This is a genomic window from Microbacterium sp. F01, assembly GCF_056156365.1.
Genome location: NZ_CM149592.1, coordinates 1,355,872 through 1,371,862, shown reverse-complemented (window position 1 = coordinate 1,371,862; position 15,991 = coordinate 1,355,872). Strand labels below are relative to the sequence as shown.

Here is a 15,991-nt window from a genome sequence, read left to right as displayed (position 1 = left end):
ATCGCCGGGGTCAGTCCTCGGTTGTGGAGGAATCGCCGTCGGCAGGCAGACCCACGTCGAGCACGATGATCGTGATGTTGTCTCGGCCGCCGTTCTCGAGCGCGGCCTCGAGCATGGCTGATGCCGCGTCGCCGGCGTCGGCGTTCTCCTCGAGGAAGTGTCGGATGCCGTAGTCCGTGAGCTCCTTGGTCAGGCCGTCGGAGCAGATCACGAAGCGGTCGCCGTCGAGCACGTCGAGTCGCACGTAGTCGGGCGTGACGCCCTCGCTCGGGCCCACCGCGCGGGTGATGACGTTGCCGTACGGGTGGTTCTCGGCCTCTTCGGGACTCAATCGACCTGCTGCGACGAGCTCCTGCACGACCGAGTGGTCGGTGGTGATCTGCACGATCGCGCCGTCGCGCACCAGATACACGCGCGAGTCGCCGATGTTCAGCGTGACCCAGTGCGGCGCATCCCCGGACGTGTCGAGGAACACGCCCGTCACCGTGGTTCCCGTTCCGTCGTCGGTGGCGTCCGGGTGCGACGCGATGTCTTTGACCGCACGCGCAAGCGCCTTCTCGATCGTCTTCGGCGTCACCGTACCGCTGTCGGCGACGGCGTGGAGCCGCTCGATCGCACTCGCACTGGCGATCTCGCCCCCGACGTGCCCACCCATGCCGTCGGCCACGACGAACAGCGGATACGACGCGAACATCGCATCCTGGTTCACCTCGCGGCGTCGACCGGTGTCGGTCACGGCCGCCCAGGAGAGCTCGAGCACGCCACCGGGAACCGGGACGGCGAGAGACTGGGTGGAAACTTCGGGCACGCCCTGTCCTCCCCGTCGGAATACGCCGGAGCCCTTCGCCCCCGCGTCTTCACATCCTAGTGGGTTACTCGACGGCGTCTTCGGACTCGGCGAGGGCTTCGACGACGATCTGCGTCGTGGTCGGCGGCGGCGCCAGGGGCACCGCCGGCACCTCGACGGCCCGCTCCTCTTCAGCGGCACCCTCGAACTGCGCGTTGTAGAGACGCCAGTACGCGCCCTTCTGCGCGAGCAGCTCGGCGTGAGAACCCTGCTCGACGATCGCGCCCTCCTCCATCACGAGGATGAGGTCGGCATCCCGGATCGTCGACAGCCGGTGGGCGATCACGAACGCCGTCCGGTCCTCGCGCAACCGCGACATCGCGCGCTGGATGAGCAGCTCGGTACGGGTGTCCACCGACGAGGTCGCCTCGTCCAGGATCAGGATGCGCGGGTCCGCCAGGAACGCGCGGGCGATGGTCACGAGCTGACGCTCGCCGACGCTGAGGTTGGTGGCCTCGTCGTCGAGCGTCGTGTCGTAGCCGTCGGGCAGCGCGTGCACGAAGCGGTCGACATAGGCCGCCGTCGCTGCAGCGACGATCTCCTCCTCCGATGCCTCCGGACGCCCGTACGCGATGTTCTCGCGGATCGTTCCGGCGAACAGCCAGGTGTCCTGCAGCACCATGCCGGTGCGCGCGCGGAGGTCGTCGCGCGTCATGCGGCGCGTGTCGATGCCGTCCAGGGTGATGCGGCCGGAGTCGACATCATAGAAGCGCATGATGAGGTTCACGAGCGTCGTCTTGCCCGCGCCGGTGGGTCCGACGATCGCGACGGTGCTGCCCGGCCGCGCGGCGAGCGTCAGCCCGTCGATGAGGGGCTTGTCGGCGACGTACCGGAACGACACGTCCTCGAACTCGAGTCGACTGGCGGACTCGGGCGCCGTCTCGGCGGGGTCGTCGTCGGGCGTCTGCTCCTCCTCGTCGAGCAGCTCGAATACGCGCTCCGCGCTGGCGACGCCGGACTGCAGCAGGTTCGCCATGGACCCGAGCTGGCTGAGGGGCTGCGTGAACTGGCGCGAGTACTGGATGAACGCCTGCACGTCGCCGATCGACATGAGCCCGGCGGCGACCTGCAGTCCGCCGACGACCGCGATCGCGACGTACACGAGGTTGCCGATGAACATCATCGCGGGCATGATCACGCCGGAGAGGAACTGGGCTCCGAAGCTCGAGCGGTACAGCTCGTCGTTCTCGGTGCGGAAGTCCGCCTCGACCTCCTTCTGGTGACCGAACACCTTCACGACCGAGTGGCCTGAGAAGGTCTCCTCGACGCGGGCGTTGAGCACGCCCGTCGTCTTCCACTGCTGCACGAAGAGCTTCTGCGAGCGCTTGGCGACGAGCACGGTGATGACGATCGTGAGCGGGATCGTGACCAGGGCGATGACCGCCAGCAGCGGCGAGATGAGGAACATCATCGTCAGCACGCCGATCACGGTCAGCAGCGAGATGACGACCTGGGACAGCGTCTGCTGCATCGTCTGCCCGATGTTGTCGACGTCGTTCGTGACGCGGCTGAGCAGCTCACCGCGCTGGACGCGGTCGAAGTACGACAGGGGCAGTCGGTGCACCTTGTCTTCCACCTGGAGGCGCAGCCGGTGCATCGCGCGCTGCACCACGCCGTTGAGGATGCGCGCCTGCAGCCAGCCGAAGAGGCTCGAGAACACGTAGACGAGGAGCACGAGCGTCAGGATCCGCGCGAGCTGGTCGAAGTCGATGCCGGCGCCGGGCACGAAGTCCATCGCGGCGATCATGTTCGCCTGGTCCTGGTTGCCCGATGCGACCAGCTGGTCGATCACCTGCTGCTTGGTCGCGCCAGGCGGCATCTGCAGCGAGATGAAGCCGGCGAACACCACGTTGGTGCCCTCGCCGAGCAGCTTGGGGCCGATCACCGAGAGGGTGACCGACAGGATGCTGAACACGAGCACCACGGTGAGCAGCAGCCTGTCCGGCCGCAGGGTCGCGAGCAGGCGCTTCGCGCTCGGACCGAAGTTCTGCGCCTTCTCGCCACCCGTCGCCTGCCCCATCGGCCCGCGGCCGAGCGGCATCCGCTGCGGCGTGCGCCCCGGGCCGCTCACGCTGCCGCCTCCGCCGCGAGCTGGGACTCCACGATCTCGCGATACGTCTCGTTGCTCTCGACGAGCTCGTCATGGGTGCCGACCCCGACGATGCGTCCGTGATCGAGGACGAGGATCTGGTCGGCGTGCTGGATCGTCGAGACGCGCTGTGCGACGACGAGCCGGGTCGCGTCGGGCAGGTGCGTGTCGAGCGCGCGGCGGAGCGCAGCATCCGTCCTCAGATCCAGGGCCGAGAACGAGTCGTCGAAGATGTACGACTCGGGCCGCTTCACCAGCGCGCGGGCGATCGCCAGGCGCTGGCGCTGCCCGCCCGAGACGTTCGTGCCGCCCTGCGCGATCGACGCCTCGAGCCCCTCGGGCATCGCGCGGACGAAGTCGGCGGCCTGCGCGAGTTCGAGCGCGGTCCACAGTTGCTCGTCGGTCGCGTCGTGATCGCCGTACCGCAGGTTGGACGCGATCGTCCCCGAGAACAGGAACGCGCGCTGGGGCACGAGCCCGACGCGCGTCCACAGTTCGTCGGGATCGTAATCGCGCACGTCGACACCGTCGACCCGGACGCTGCCCGCGGTCACGTCGAACAGGCGCGGCACGAGGCTCACGAGCGTCGTCTTGCCGGAGCCCGTCGAGCCGATGACCGCCGTCGTGGTGCCGGGTTCCACCGTGAAGGTGAGGTCGTGCAGCACAGCATCCTCGGCGCCGGGGTAAGCGAAGTCGACATGGTCGAACTCGATCCTGCCGGTGGGAGCGGGAGCGGATGCTGCGGCCCGGGGCGCCGACACCGACGGGTCGGTCTCGAGCACCTCGCCGATGCGGTTCGCGCACACGGCGGCGCGCGGGATCATGACGAACATGAACGTCGCCATCATCACGCCCATGAGGATCTGCATCAGGTAGGTGAGGAACGCGAACAGCGTGCCGATCTGCACGCCGCTGTTCTGCACCTGGAAGGCGCCGAACCAGATCACCGCGACGCTCGAGACGTTCATGACCAGCATCACGGCGGGGAACATCAGCGCCATCAGGTTGCCGGCGCGCAGGCCCGTCGCCATCACGCCGGCGCTGGCGGCCTCGAAGCGGTCCCGCTCCTGACGCTCGCGCACGAACGCCCGCACGACGCGGATGCCGCTCAGCTGCTCGCGCATGATCTGGTTCACGCGGTCGATGCGCTTCTGCATCTGGGTGAAGGCGGGCACCATGCGCCACACGATGAGCCCGACGATCACGAGCAGCACCGGGATCGCGACCGCCATCAGCCACGACAGGCCGGCGTCCTGGCTGATCGCCATGATGACGCCGCCGATCGCGAGCATCGGCGCGGAGATCATGAGCGTCGCCGACACCTGCACCAGCATCTGCACCTGCTGCACGTCATTCGTGTTGCGGGTGATGAGCGAGGGCGCACCGAACTGACCGACCTCGCGCTGCGAGAAGGCGACGACACGGTGGAACAGGTCGCCGCGAAGGTCGCGGCCCATGCCCATCGCGAGGCGCGACCCGAAGTACACCGCGACGATCGCGCACACCACCTGCACGAGGCTCACGATCAGCATCACGCCGCCGGTCGACCAGATGTACGGGATGTCGCCCGTCACGACGCCGTTGTCGATGATGTCGGCGTTGAGGGTCGGCAGCCACAGCGACGCGATCGACTGCGCGAGCTGGAAGACGACCACCGCCACGATGAGCAGCCACGCGGGACTCAGATACCGCACCAGGAGCTTGCCGAGCACGACGGTCCTTTCCGGCACGCGGAGTCGTCCGCTCTCGCGGACCGCGCACGGATAGCGACGCTACGCCTGCGCCGTCACCCTGGACAACCCGTCGCGTACGCCGTCGGCGAACTCGCCCAGTGCTCGGCTGCGAAGCGTCAGAGGGCCGCCTCCGGCGGCGGGAACAGCGCGTCGATCGCCGCGAGATCCGCGGCCGTCGGCGTCCACACCGAGGCCGCCGCAGCGTTCGCCCGCACCTGTTCGGGTGAGGTCGCGCCGGCGATCACGCTCGACAGGGCCGGTCGCGACAGCAGCCATCCGATGGTCGCCTCGAGCATCGTGATGCCCCGCTCGTCGCAGAACGCCTGATACCCCTCGAGCGCGTCCCACGGAGCGTCATCGTAGATGTGGCGGCGCTGGCGGATGATGCGGGTGTCGGCGGGCGCGGCATCCCGCGTGAACTTGCCGGTCAGCAGTCCGTTATGGAGCGGGAAGTACGGGAAGAATCCGAGGCCGTACCGCTCGACGGCCCGCAGCACGTTGCGCTCCGCCCCGCGTGCGAGCAGGCTGTACTCGCTCTGCGCCGAGACGAACGGCACGCCGTGGCGCATGAGGGCGGTGAAGTGGCCCTCGGCGATCTGCCAGCCCGAGAAGTTCGTGTGCCCGATGTAGCGCACCTTGCCCTCGCGCACGAGGTCGCCGAGCGCGTCGAGCGTCTCTTCCATCGGGGTGTCGTTGTCGGGCACGTGCAGCTGGTAGAGGTCGATCCACTCGGTCTGAAGACGGGTGAGGGATGCCTCGACCGCACGCCGGATGTACGACCGCGAGCCCCTCCCACCCGACGGCGGGTAGCCCATGTCTCGGCCGGGGTGACCGAACTTGGTCGCGAGGACGACCTGGTCGCGCCGGCCCTGGAGCGCCTGCCCCATGAGCGTCTCGGACTGGCCGGGATCGCCGCCGTACATATCGGCGGTGTCGAGGAACGTCACCCCCGCATCGATCGCGGCGTCGAGCACCGCCCGCGTCCCGTCGAGCGTCTCGGTGCGGGTGCCAGGGCGGCCGAAGTTGTTGCAGCCGAGGCCGACAGCGGACACGAGGAGGCCGGACGCGCCGACCCGGCGCAGCGGAACAGTCGAGGTCATGCCTCCACGTTAGCCGCGGTGCCGGAGTGCGTCGGCAGGGGTCTCGCTCGCTGCAACACCCATCGCCCGGCGTGGCACACGACAGCCCCTCGCGGTGCGGCGAGGGGCTGTCGAGCGGTGCTTACGGCTTGGGCGCGTCGGGCGCCGGCGGCTCGGTGGTGGGCGGCTCGGTCGCCGGCGGCTCTGTGGCCGGGGGCTGGGCCGCGGGCGGCGGCGTCACCGGAGGCTGCGCGGCCGGAGGCTCGGCCGCGGGCGGCGGCGTCACCGGAGGCTGCGCGGCCGGAGGCTGTGCGGCGGGCGCTGCCGGGGGCGCGGGCGGCGGCGTGTATCCGGCGGGCGGCGCCGGCGGCGGGGTGTACCCGGCCGGGGGCTGGTAGCCCGCGGGGGCTCCGTAACCGGGCGTGGTCGCCGGGTTGGCGGGGTAGCCGCCAGCCGGTGCCTGGACGGGAACGCCCGACCAGACCGTCTTGTCGGCGAGGAAGTTGCCCGCCCACGGAGCCGCCGGGATGGCCGTGTTCCAGCGGGAGCGGTCGAACGCGTTGATACCGAGCCAGACGATCGCCAGGAAGAAGTAGAGGATGAGCCAGACGGCTTCCTTCTGCAGCTTCAGGCCCACGCGCCACGCCGCGAGCAGCGTGTAGACGAACGTCGCGATGCCGATGAGCGTGCCGAGCACGGGTACCCAGCCGAGCACGATGGTGCCGCCCCACAGCGCCAGCAGCCACCACGGGTTGAGATCGCCGAGCTTGACGAAGATCAGCGTGTTGTAGACGGGCACCCACGCGCGCCAGCGGCCCTGCACGCCGGCCTTGTCGAAGACCTTCATGAGGAACCACGAGCCGATGACGTATCCGGCGATCGCGAGCAGGAACAGGAAGGGGGCGAGCACGAGCCAGGCGACGAGGGCGCCGACTCCGCTGCCGTCGTTGTAATCCATGTGGAGCGACCTCCGAGAGAGTCGATTCGGGACGCATTCGGGACGCGCCCGCGGAGCCCCTGCTCCGCTCGACACATGCTAGCGACGCTCTCAGCCGACTGTCAGCATTGGCGGCCCTATCCGGGGGATGGCCTCCCGATACGCCGGGTGGATAGCCTGAGCAGAACTCCCGACCGAAGGGCTGCCATGACCGACCATACTCCGTCCTCCCCGACTCCCCCGCCGCTTCCGCCCCAGTCCGCCGCCGACGCCGCGCGCGCGGCCGACCCCGACGACACGGGCGTCCCGACGGTCCGGGGCGAGATCGACGACGTCGGCCGAGGCTTCTTCTCCGCGCTGTTCGACCTGTCGTTCCGCACCTTCATCACGCGCCGGCTGGCGAGCGTGTTCTACTTCGTCGGGCTGATCGCGATCGCCATCGGGTTCATCGTCTACTTCGTCGGCGGGATCATGAGCGCGATCTCGCTGATGTGGCTGAACGTCGGCGCAGGCATCACCGGACTCATCGCGACCATCATCGTGGTGCCGGTGGTGACCTTCCTCGCGATCATCCTCCTCCGGTTCATCATCGAAGCCGTCGTCGCCCTCATCGCGATCGCCGAGAACACCGAGCGCACCGCGGAGCACACCAAGCACTGACGCGCCCGAGTCGCCGCACGTGTTGCGCGCGGTGACGGCGGGCATTTGCGGCGACACCGTGGCAGGCGCAGAGTGGGCGGGTGCCCGATGCCTCCCTCGCCCCCGTCCTCGATGCCCCGCACGCCGATGCGACAGTGCTCGACAACGCCCCGTGGCACGCGCTCACGGGTCCGCACGCCTCGTTCGCGATCGGGAACGACCTCGTGCGCCGCTACCCGGAGGACGTCGCGCCCTTCGTCGCCGTGCGTTCGTGGGACGATCCCGGGGTCTGGAAGGCGCTCGTCGATCTCGTCGGACCCGGTGCGGAGATCGGGCTGTCGGGGTACGACGGCGAGGTGCCGGACGGCTGGGAGGTCGTCGGCCAGGGCGAGGGCGTGCAGCTCGTGGAGACCGACGCCCTGCAGCCGCGTCCATACTCCGAGGCGATCCTGCTGGGTGCCGACGACGTCCCCGAGATGCTCGCGATCGTCGAGCGCAATCAGCCCGGCCCGTTCCGGCCGCGCACCTACGAGCTCGGGCGCTACATCGGCATCCGGCGAGGGGGCCGGCTCGTCGCGATGGCGGGCGAGCGCCTTCATCCCGAGGGCTGGACGGAGATCAGCGCCGTCGCCGTCGACGTGGACCACCGGCGTCAGGGTCTCGCGTCGCGCCTCGTGCTCGACGTCGCCTTCCACATCCAGGAGCGCGGCGACCGCGCTCTGATGCACGCCGCCGCGTCGAACGTCGGGGCGATCGCGGCGTACGAGCGGCTCGGCTTCGCGCTTCGCCGCCGCAACCGCTTCTCGGCGGTACGCACACCGACCGCGTAGGACTCTCAGGCGAAGAGCTCGAGCTCGCTGGCGTCGGTCTCGCGCACACGGAGACCCGCAGCATCCGCCCATGTCAAGAAAGCCGCTGCAGACCCGATGCGCGGGCGATCCTCGGCGAGCCGGCGAACGAGCGCACCCTTCGCGTGCTTGTTGAAGTGGTTGAGGGCGCGCACGGCGCCGTCGGCGCCCTCGCTCACGACGCGGATGTATCGCGAGGCGACGCCCGAGGGCACGGGGCCCAGCCCCACGTAGGCCTCCGAGCGGAGGTCGAGCACGAACCGAGGTTCCAGGGCCGCAAGGGCGGCGGTGACGTCGGCGCCCCACAGGCGCTTGAGCGAGGGCACGCCCGGGAGCGACGTCGCCGCGCCGAGTCGGTAGGCGGGGATCGGATCGAGCGCACCGACCGGTCCGAACGGGGCCGAGTGCACCAGGACGTGGGCTCCCAGCCAGCGTCGGCCGGCGGCGGAGACGGATGCTGCATCCAGTGCGTCGAAGAGCACACCGGTGTAGCGGTCGATCGCGGCCATCGACGGGGCGTCGCGCAGCGCGGCGTTCACGGCGATCTCGCCGCGCTGCTTCGGGCCGAGCTTGAGGACGCGTGCAGCGTGATCCTCGTCGTCCGACAGGGCGACCAGCGCGGCGACGACGGCCTCGCGCTGAGGCGCGAGCTGCGGCAGCGCGAGCCGCGTGACATCGAGCGGCGTGCCGCGACCGCCCGCGCGCTTCGTCTCGGACGGCGGCAGCAGGATCAGCATGACTCTCCGTGGCGGGGCTCGGGGCGAACTCGCCGGCTGAAACGACTCGGCCGATCCCCGAAGGGACCGGCCGAGTCGGAATGGTGGTGGATCAGGAGATCAGTGCGGCGTTACCGGCCACGATCGTGAGGTCGTCGCCCTCCATCGACAGGAACCCGTCCTGCGCGTTGGCGATGATCTTCGTGCCTGAGGTCTGGGTGATGCGCACCTGACCCTCGGCGAGGATCGCGAGCACCGGCTCGTGACCGGTCATGAAGCCGATCTCGCCCTCGACGGTCTTGGCGACGACGAGCGACGCCTCTCCCGACCAGACCTCCGCATCCGCGGAGACGAGGCTCACTTTGAGCGGCATGATCAGCCGTTCTCCTTCTGGATGCGCGCCCACTGCTCTTCGACGTCGGAGATGCCGCCGACGTTGAAGAAGGCCTGCTCGGCGACGTGGTCGAACTCGCCCTTGACGATCGCGTCGAACGACTCGATGGTCTCCTTGATCGGGACCGTCGAACCCTCGACACCGGTGAACTTCTTCGCCATGTAAGTGTTCTGCGAGAGGAACTGCTGGATGCGGCGCGCGCGGGCGACGACGATCTTGTCCTCTTCCGAGAGCTCGTCGACACCGAGGATCGCGATGATCTCCTGCAGCTCCTTGTTCTTCTGCAGGATCTGCTTCACGGCGGTGGCCACGCGGTAGTGGTCCTCACCGATGTAGCGCGGGTCGAGGATGCGGCTCGTCGACGTCAGCGGGTCGATGGCCGGGTAGAGACCCTTCGACGCGATCTCGCGCGAGAGCTCGGTGGTGGCGTCGAGGTGCGCGAACGTGGTCGCCGGAGCCGGGTCGGTGTAGTCGTCGGCGGGGACGTAGATCGCCTGGAGCGACGTGATCGAGTGACCGCGGGTCGAGGTGATGCGCTCCTGGAGGACACCCATCTCGTCGGCGAGGTTCGGCTGGTAGCCCACCGCGGAGGGCATGCGGCCGAGCAGCGTCGAGACCTCGGAACCGGCCTGCGTGAAGCGGAAGATGTTGTCGATGAAGAGCAGCACGTCCTGCTTCTGCACGTCGCGGAAGTACTCCGCCATCGTGAGGGCCGACAGGGCGACGCGCAGACGCGTCCCTGGCGGCTCGTCCATCTGGCCGAAGACGAGGGCGGTCTTGTCGAAGACGCCCGCCTCCTCCATCTCGCCGATGAGGTCATTGCCCTCACGGGTGCGCTCGCCGACACCGGCGAACACCGACACACCACCGTGGTCCTGCGCGACGCGCTGGATCATCTCCTGGATGAGGACCGTCTTGCCGACGCCGGCGCCGCCGAAGAGGCCGATCTTTCCACCCTGCACGTACGGGGTGAGCAGGTCGATGCTCTTGATGCCGGTCTCGAACATCTCGGTCTTCGACTCGAGCTGGTCGAACGAGGGCGCCTGCCGGTGGATGCCCCAGCGCTCGGTGACCTCGACGGTCTCGCCCGGAGCAGCGTTCAGCACGTCACCCGTGACGTTGAACACCTTGCCCTTGGTGACGTCGCCGACGGGGACCGTGATGGGGCCGCCGGTGTCGCGCACCTCCTGGCCGCGGACCATGCCGTCGGTCGGCTTGAGCGAGATGGCGCGGACGAGGTCGTCACCGAGGTGCTGGGCGACCTCGAGCGTGATCTCGGACGCGTCGTCGCCGATCACGATCGTCGTCTTGAGCGCGTTGTAGATGTCGGGGATCGAGTCGTGCGGGAACTCGATGTCGACGACGGGGCCGGTGACGCGGGCGACGCGCCCGACGACCGCCGTCTCGGTCTTGTCAGCGGTGAGGCTCATGGCTTCTTCTCTTTCGTGTGGTCTGGACGCGCAGGAGCGTTACTTGCCGGAGGACAGTGCGTCGGCGCCGCCGACGATCTCGGCGATCTGCTGCGTGATCTCGGCCTGGCGCGCGTTGTTGCGCAGGCGCGTGTAGTCGGTGATGAGCTTGTCGGCGTTGTCGCTGGCGGACTTCATCGCCTTCTGGGTCGCGGCGTGCTTCGCTGCCGACGACTGCAGGAGGGCGTTGAAGACGCGGCTCTGGATGTACACCGGCAGGAGCGCGTCGAGCACGGTCTCGGCGTCCGGCTCGAACTCGTACAGCGGGTACACCGCGGCGGAGGACGACTCCTCGGCCTCGACGACCTCGAGCGGAAGCAGGCGCACCGTCTCGGGCGTCTGCGTCATCATGCTGACGAAGCGGTTGTAGACGAGGTGGATCTCGTCGACGCCGTTCTCCTCGCCGCCGCGATCGTACGCGTCGAGCAGGGTCGCGGCGATCTCTTCGGCAGTGGTGAAGTGCGGCGTGTCGGTGTCACCCGTCCACTCGGCAGCGCTCTCCATGCGACGGAACTGGAAGTACCCGACGGCCTTGCGACCGACGAGGTAGAACACCGGCTCCCGGCCTTCCTCGCGCAGCAGCTGCGCGAGTTCGAGGCCCTCACGGAGGATCTGCGAGTTGAACGCGCCCGCGAGACCGCGGTCGGACGAGAAGATCACGACCGCGGAGCGGCGGATCGTCTCTCGTTCGACGGTCAGCGGGTGGTCGACGTTGGAGTGCGTCGCCACGGCGGAGACGGCACGCGTCACGGCTCGAGCGAAGGGCGACGACGCGCGCACACGCGCCATCGCCTTCTGGATGCGCGAAGCCGCGATGAGTTCCATCGCCTTCGTGATCTTCTTGGTCGTCTGAGCAGAAGAGATCTTCTGCTTGTAGACCCGGAGTTGTGCGCCCATGTCTGCTAGCCCAGGCCCGCCTTAGCGGCGGCCCTTGACGATCTTCTCCTGGTTCACGTCGTCGGCCTGCGCAGCCGCGACCTCTTCGTGGCCCGGCTTGGTGATCGACTGGCCCTTGCCGGCCTGGAACTCGAGGATGAAGTCGTCGGTCTTCTTCGTCAGCTCGGCCACGGTGTCGTCGTCGAGGACATTCGTGTCACGCAGCGTGTCGAGGATCGTGGTGTTGCGACGCAGGTAGTCGAGCAGCTCGCGCTCGAACGCCAGCACGTCCTCGACCTCGATCGAGTCGAGCTTGCCGTTGGTGCCGGCCCAGATCGAGACGACCTGCTCCTCCACCGGGTACGGCGAGTACTGCGGCTGCTTGAGCAGCTCGGTCAGGCGCGCACCCCGGGCGAGCTGACGACGGGAAGCGGCGTCCAGGTCGGAGGCGAACATCGCGAACGCCTCGAGCGAGCGGTACTGGGCGAGCTCGAGCTTGAGCGTGCCGGAGACCTTCTTGATCGACTTGACCTGTGCGTCGCCGCCGACTCGCGAGACCGAGATGCCGACGTCGACCGCGGGACGCTGGTTGGCGTTGAACAGGTCGGACTGGAGGAAGATCTGGCCGTCGGTGATCGAGATCACGTTGGTCGGGATGTACGCCGAGACATCGTTGGCCTTCGTCTCGATGATCGGAAGACCCGTCATCGAGCCGGCGCCGAGCTCGTCGGACAGCTTCGCGCAGCGCTCGAGCAGACGCGAGTGCAGGTAGAAGACGTCGCCCGGGTAGGCCTCGCGGCCCGGCGGGCGGCGGAGGAGCAGCGACACGGCGCGGTACGCCTCGGCCTGCTTCGACAGGTCGTCGAAGATGACCAGGACGTGCTTGCCCTCGTACATCCAGTGCTGGCCGATGGCCGAGCCGGTGTACGGCGCGAGGTACTTGAAGCCGGCAGGGTCGGAGGCGGGAGCGGCGACGATCGTCGTGTACTCCAGCGCGCCGGCGTCCTCGAGGGCGCCCTTCACGGCCGCGATCGTCGAGCCCTTCTGGCCGATCGCGACGTAGATGCAGCGCACCTGCTTGGTGGCGTCGCCGGACTCCCAGTTGGCCTTCTGGTTGATGATCGTGTCGATCGCGATGGCCGTCTTGCCGGTCTGGCGGTCGCCGATGATGAGCTGGCGCTGGCCTCGGCCCACGGGGATCATCGCGTCGATGGCCTTGATGCCGGTCTGCAGCGGCTCGTGCACCGACTTGCGCTGCATGACGCCGGGCGCCTGCAGCTCGAGGGCACGACGGCCGACCGTGGCGATCTCGCCGAGGCCGTCGATGGGGTTGCCGAGCGGGTCGACGACGCGACCGAGGTAGCCGTCGCCGACGGCGACCGACAGCACCTCGCCGGTGCGGGTGACCTGCTGGCCGGCCTCGATGCCGGCGAAGTCGCCGAGGACGACCACACCGATCTCGTGCTCGTCCAGGTTCAGCGCGAGGCCCTGGGTGCCGTCCGCGAACGTCACCAGCTCGTTCGCCATGACACCGGGCAGGCCCTCGACGTGGGCGATGCCGTCAGCGGCGTCGACGACCGTGCCGACCTCGGTGGCCGCAGCCCCGGTGGGCTCGTAGGCGGCGACGAAGTCCTTCAGCGCGTCACGGATGACATCAGGGCTGATAGTGAGATCTGCCATTGTTTTCCTTCGTTCAAGGGGCCTCGGCCCCGAAATCTCCGCGTGCGCGGGAAGTCTGTGTCAGCCGGCGAGCCGCTGACGGAGGTCGGCCAGGCGCGACGACACGCTCGCGTCGATCACGTCGTCCGCGATCTGCACGCGCACGCCGCCGACGACGGTCGGGTCCACGATGGTGTTCAGCGAGACCGGCGTCCCGTAGCGCTTGGTGAGCGCGGCGGCGAGACGGTCGCTCTGCGCCGCGCTGAGCGGTGCTGCGGCCACGACGGTCGCGACCGCGCGACTGCGCTGGTCGGCGACGAGCCGCGTCGCGCGCGACAGCAGCTGACGCACGCGCCGCTCGCGGGGCTGGCGGATCAGGGAGGACGCGATCAGCGTCGTCCCTGCGCTCGCGCGGCCCGTGAGGAGCTTCTCGACGAGCTCGCCCTTCGCGGCGGAGTCGCCCAGCCGGCTGCCCAGCGCGAGCTCGAGTTCGGGGTTGTCGGCCACGGTCCGCGAGAACGCGAACAGCTCGGCCTCGACGTCGGCCTTCGCGTCGGCGACAGCGGCAGCACGCACCGCGAGCTCCTCGATGCCGTCGACGAGATCGTCGGACGAGGACCACCGCTGGGCGACGGCGGTCGTCAGCAGCGACGCCGTCGTGGGCTTCACGGCCTTGCCGAACACGTCGGCGACGACCTTGCGGCGGGCCTCGGCCGACGCGGCGGAGTCGGCGAGCGCGCCGCTCAGCTGCGACGAGTCTCCCACGGCGCGCGCGACGGCGAACAGCTCGCCGGCCACGTCGAGGTCGACGCCCGACGCGGCGCGCAGTGCCGCGGTCGTCGCCGCCAGGGCCTGAGTGGTCGCGCTGCCCATTACGCCTTTGCCCCTTCGGACTCTTCGAGCTCGGCGAGGAACCGGTCGACGACGGCCTGAGCCTTCTTGTCGTCGGACAGCGTCTCGCCGATCACGCCGCCGGCGAGGTCGAGGGCGAGAGTACCCACCTCGCTGCGCAGCGACACGAGAGCCGTCTGGCGCTCCGCCTCGATCTGCGCGTGCGCGGTGGTGGTCAGGCGCGCGGCCTCCGCCGAAGCGGTCTCCTTGGCCTCGGCGACGATCTTCTTGCCGTCCTCGCGGGCGGCATCGCGGATCTCACCGGCCTCCTTGCGAGCGTCGGCGAGCTGCGCCGTGTACTCCTCGAGGGCGGCCTCGGCCTTGCGCTGGGCCTCGTCGGCCTTGGCGATGTTGCCTTCGATCGCAGCGGAGCGCTCGTCGAGCAGCTTCTTCATCCGCGGAAGGGCGACCTTCCAGAAGATGATCAGGATGACGATGAAGCACACCGACGACCAGATGATGTCGTACCACGCGGGGAGCAGAGGGTTGTGCGCCGCTTCGGCGCCCTCTTCCGCGGCGTACGTGACAAGAGCGTTCAGCATCCTGTCTCCTTAGACGAGAGTGTGGCGATCAGAAGCCGAAGATGAAGCCGGTCGCGATGCCGATGAAGGCGAGCGCCTCGGTGAAGGCGATACCGATCCACATGAGGACCTGCAGGCGGCCGGCCAGCTCGGGCTGACGGGCGACGCCCTCGATCGTCTTGCCGACGACGATGCCCACGCCGATGGCCGGGCCGATGGCGGCGAGACCGTATCCGACGGTCGCGATGGAGCCGGAGACCTCTGCGAGAACCGTAGTTGCGTCCACGGGGGTGTTTCCTTTCGGTTGTGGGCGGCACTGCGTCTTCCGGACCCAGTGCCGTCCCGCTTTCAGTGCTCTTCGGCGACCGCGAGCTGGATGTAGACCGCGGTGAGAAGGGCGAAGACGTAGGCCTGGAGGACGGCCACCAGGATTTCGAACAGGGTGAAGACGAAGCCGAACGCGAGGCTGCCGGCGCCGAGGATGGACCACCATCCGCCCATGTCGAAGATGAAGAACTGCGTGGCCGCGAAGAACAGCACCAGCAGCAGGTGGCCGACCATCATGTTCATGAGGAGTCGGAGGGTCAGCGTCACCGGCCGGATGATGAAGGTCGAGATCAGCTCGATCGGCGTGACGATGATGTAGATCGGCCACGGCACGCCCGACGGGAAGAGCGAGTTCTTGAAGAAGTTCTTCGGGCTCTTCTTGATGCCGGCGTAGATGAACGTGACGTAGCTCACGACCGCGAGCGTCAGCGGCACCGCGATGATGCTCGTGCCCGCGATGTTCAGGAACGGGATGATGCCCGTGATGTTCATGAACAGGATCATGAAGAAGAGCGTCGTGAGGATCGGCAGGAAGCGCTGGGCGTCCTTCTTGCCGAGCAGGTCTTCGCCGATGTTGACGCGGACGAAGTCCAGTCCCATCTCGACGAGGCTCTGGAAGCGCCCCGGCACGACACGCATGCGGCGCGTGCCGAGCCAGAAGATCACGACGACGGCGATCGTGGCGAGGAACTGGATGAGGTGGATCCGAGTGATCGGAACACCGGCCAGATTGAAGAGGACCTCAGGGAAGAACTCATCGATCGAGGGCCCGTGGAAGACGGGCGGTTCATCCGTGGCAAAGGGGGCGATCAGGGTCGCAGCATGAATAGACAGCGCTGGCTCCAGCTTCGGGGCATCGGTCGAGAACCGTTGCGACGATGGTCGATGAGCGTCACTCCGCAAGTACTCGCTGAGCGAGCGGGCGGGCGCTCGTTCAGCCTATCAAACTTGTGAGGTCGCTGAATC

At 68.7% G+C, this 15,991-nt stretch carries 16 protein-coding genes; 2 read left to right on the top strand and 14 right to left on the bottom strand.

The window, feature by feature from the left end:
* Positions 1-10: 10 nt before the first annotated feature.
* The 5 genes from ACVN90_RS06055 to ACVN90_RS06035 form a co-directional block, all read right to left on the bottom strand.
* Positions 11-808 carry a PP2C family protein-serine/threonine phosphatase gene (locus tag ACVN90_RS06055; protein ID WP_475101247.1) on the bottom strand — a complete coding sequence of 266 codons (798 nt, stop codon included), beginning with the start codon at positions 806-808 and terminating at the stop codon, positions 11-13.
* A gap of 64 nt (positions 809-872) precedes the next feature.
* On the bottom strand, positions 873-2,888 hold the full coding sequence (locus ACVN90_RS06050) for an ABC transporter ATP-binding protein (protein ID WP_475102071.1): 2,016 nt from the start codon (positions 2,886-2,888) through the stop codon (positions 873-875).
* 26 nt (positions 2,889-2,914) lie between these two features.
* A complete protein-coding gene (locus ACVN90_RS06045) occupies positions 2,915-4,648 on the bottom strand; it encodes an ABC transporter ATP-binding protein (protein WP_475102070.1) in 1,734 nt (577 codons plus the stop codon).
* Between the two features lie 137 nt (positions 4,649-4,785).
* A complete protein-coding gene (locus tag ACVN90_RS06040) occupies positions 4,786-5,769 on the bottom strand; it encodes an aldo/keto reductase (RefSeq protein WP_475101246.1) in 984 nt (327 codons plus the stop codon).
* Positions 5,770-5,890: 121 nt separating this feature from the next.
* Entirely contained in the window at positions 5,891-6,706 is an 816-nt protein-coding gene (locus ACVN90_RS06035; RefSeq protein WP_475101245.1) for a large exoprotein, read from the bottom strand.
* A gap of 186 nt (positions 6,707-6,892) precedes the next feature.
* Here ACVN90_RS06035 and ACVN90_RS06030 point away from each other — a divergent pair, with 186 nt between their 5' ends.
* Positions 6,893-7,345: a DUF4282 domain-containing protein gene (locus tag ACVN90_RS06030; protein ID WP_475101244.1), complete on the top strand. Its 453-nt coding sequence runs from the start codon at positions 6,893-6,895 to the stop codon at positions 7,343-7,345.
* 80 nt (positions 7,346-7,425) lie between these two features.
* A complete protein-coding gene (locus ACVN90_RS06025; protein WP_475101243.1) occupies positions 7,426-8,154 on the top strand; it encodes a GNAT family N-acetyltransferase in 729 nt (242 codons plus the stop codon).
* 5 nt (positions 8,155-8,159) lie between these two features.
* Here ACVN90_RS06025 and ACVN90_RS06020 read toward each other — a convergent pair whose 3' ends face one another.
* The 9 genes from ACVN90_RS06020 to atpB all read right to left on the bottom strand — a co-directional run bounded on the left by ACVN90_RS06020 (position 8,160) and on the right by atpB (position 15,838).
* Positions 8,160-8,909 (bottom strand): YaaA family protein, encoded by a 750-nt coding sequence (locus ACVN90_RS06020; protein WP_475101242.1) that lies wholly within the window; start codon positions 8,907-8,909, stop codon positions 8,160-8,162.
* A 91-nt stretch (positions 8,910-9,000) separates the two neighbouring features.
* The gene (locus ACVN90_RS06015; protein WP_194397897.1) at positions 9,001-9,261 is read right to left on the bottom strand and encodes a F0F1 ATP synthase subunit epsilon; all 261 of its coding nucleotides are present in this window, start codon (positions 9,259-9,261) and stop codon (positions 9,001-9,003) included.
* Between the two features lie 2 nt (positions 9,262-9,263).
* Positions 9,264-10,712, bottom strand: a complete 1,449-nt coding sequence (gene atpD / locus ACVN90_RS06010) for a F0F1 ATP synthase subunit beta (RefSeq protein ID WP_475101241.1) — start codon at positions 10,710-10,712, stop codon at positions 9,264-9,266.
* Between the two features lie 39 nt (positions 10,713-10,751).
* Positions 10,752-11,648, bottom strand: a complete 897-nt coding sequence (locus tag ACVN90_RS06005) for a F0F1 ATP synthase subunit gamma (protein ID WP_475101240.1) — start codon at positions 11,646-11,648, stop codon at positions 10,752-10,754.
* Positions 11,649-11,669: 21 nt separating this feature from the next.
* Complete coding sequence (gene atpA / locus ACVN90_RS06000) at positions 11,670-13,307, bottom strand: F0F1 ATP synthase subunit alpha (RefSeq protein WP_475101239.1); 1,638 nt, start codon at positions 13,305-13,307, stop codon at positions 11,670-11,672.
* 60 nt (positions 13,308-13,367) lie between these two features.
* The gene (locus ACVN90_RS05995) at positions 13,368-14,159 is read right to left on the bottom strand and encodes a F0F1 ATP synthase subunit delta (protein WP_475101238.1); all 792 of its coding nucleotides are present in this window, start codon (positions 14,157-14,159) and stop codon (positions 13,368-13,370) included.
* Positions 14,159-14,719, bottom strand: coding sequence for a F0F1 ATP synthase subunit B (locus ACVN90_RS05990; RefSeq protein ID WP_475101237.1), 561 nt, complete (start codon positions 14,717-14,719; stop codon positions 14,159-14,161). The genes ACVN90_RS05995 and ACVN90_RS05990 overlap by 1 nt, the downstream gene beginning before the upstream one ends.
* Positions 14,720-14,747: 28 nt before the next feature.
* Entirely contained in the window at positions 14,748-14,984 is a 237-nt protein-coding gene (gene atpE / locus ACVN90_RS05985; RefSeq protein WP_159845304.1) for an ATP synthase F0 subunit C, read from the bottom strand.
* A gap of 62 nt (positions 14,985-15,046) precedes the next feature.
* Positions 15,047-15,838, bottom strand: coding sequence for a F0F1 ATP synthase subunit A (gene atpB / locus ACVN90_RS05980; protein ID WP_235560275.1), 792 nt, complete (start codon positions 15,836-15,838; stop codon positions 15,047-15,049).
* Between the last annotated feature and the right edge of the window lie 153 nt (positions 15,839-15,991).